We start from the raw sequence: 592 nt of genomic DNA on the forward strand, positions 1-592 counted from the left end.
TACGCTGGGACCCGCGGCCACCAGCCGATCAGGGTTAGTCCACACAACCGACCATGATCAACTGGTGGCCGCACCTGTCTACGGGCAGCCCACCAGCGACATCACGAAGTCCGGCTGGAGTACTAGGAGTCACATAGCAGTGACTTGGAGGCGGTTGTGGTCGACCTCGCGGACCGGCAAGCCGAAATCACCGACATGGTCGGGTCCCGCTGGGGACCAATGCTCGACGAGGTCAGCAAGACAGTTGTCGAACGGGACGAGGCGCGACTCCCACCCCCCGCGGACCTGATGGACGCCCTCGCGACGGCCGGGCTTCATTGGCTGTCGCTATCCCCAGCGATCGGCGGGGCAGGAGTCGATGCCCTAACGTGGGGCATGGTGCTCGAGCAGATCGGCTACCGCTGCACCGATTCCGCCCTGCCGATGATCATCAACCACACCATCGACATCGCGCGGTTCATCCACGAATCCGGCCGCGACGACCTGATCGAGAAGTACGCCGAACCGATCGGGCGAGGAACCATCGGCGCGGCTATCGCCTACACCGAAGACGCCGACGCCTGGTCCTTCACCACCGTGCTCCGGCGCAAGG

The 592-nt window shown here is 64.7% G+C and carries 1 protein-coding gene; it reads left to right on the forward strand.

The window, feature by feature from the left end; translation table 11 throughout:
* Positions 1–219 precede the first annotated feature (219 nt).
* Positions 220–592, forward strand: a 373-nt coding sequence (locus ACLARN_RS44165; RefSeq protein ID WP_409497460.1) for an acyl-CoA dehydrogenase family protein, incomplete at its 3' end; no start/stop codon positions are given.

This window comes from Amycolatopsis sp. cmx-11-12, from assembly GCF_046269425.1.
Classification (GTDB): domain Bacteria; phylum Actinomycetota; class Actinomycetes; order Mycobacteriales; family Pseudonocardiaceae; genus Amycolatopsis.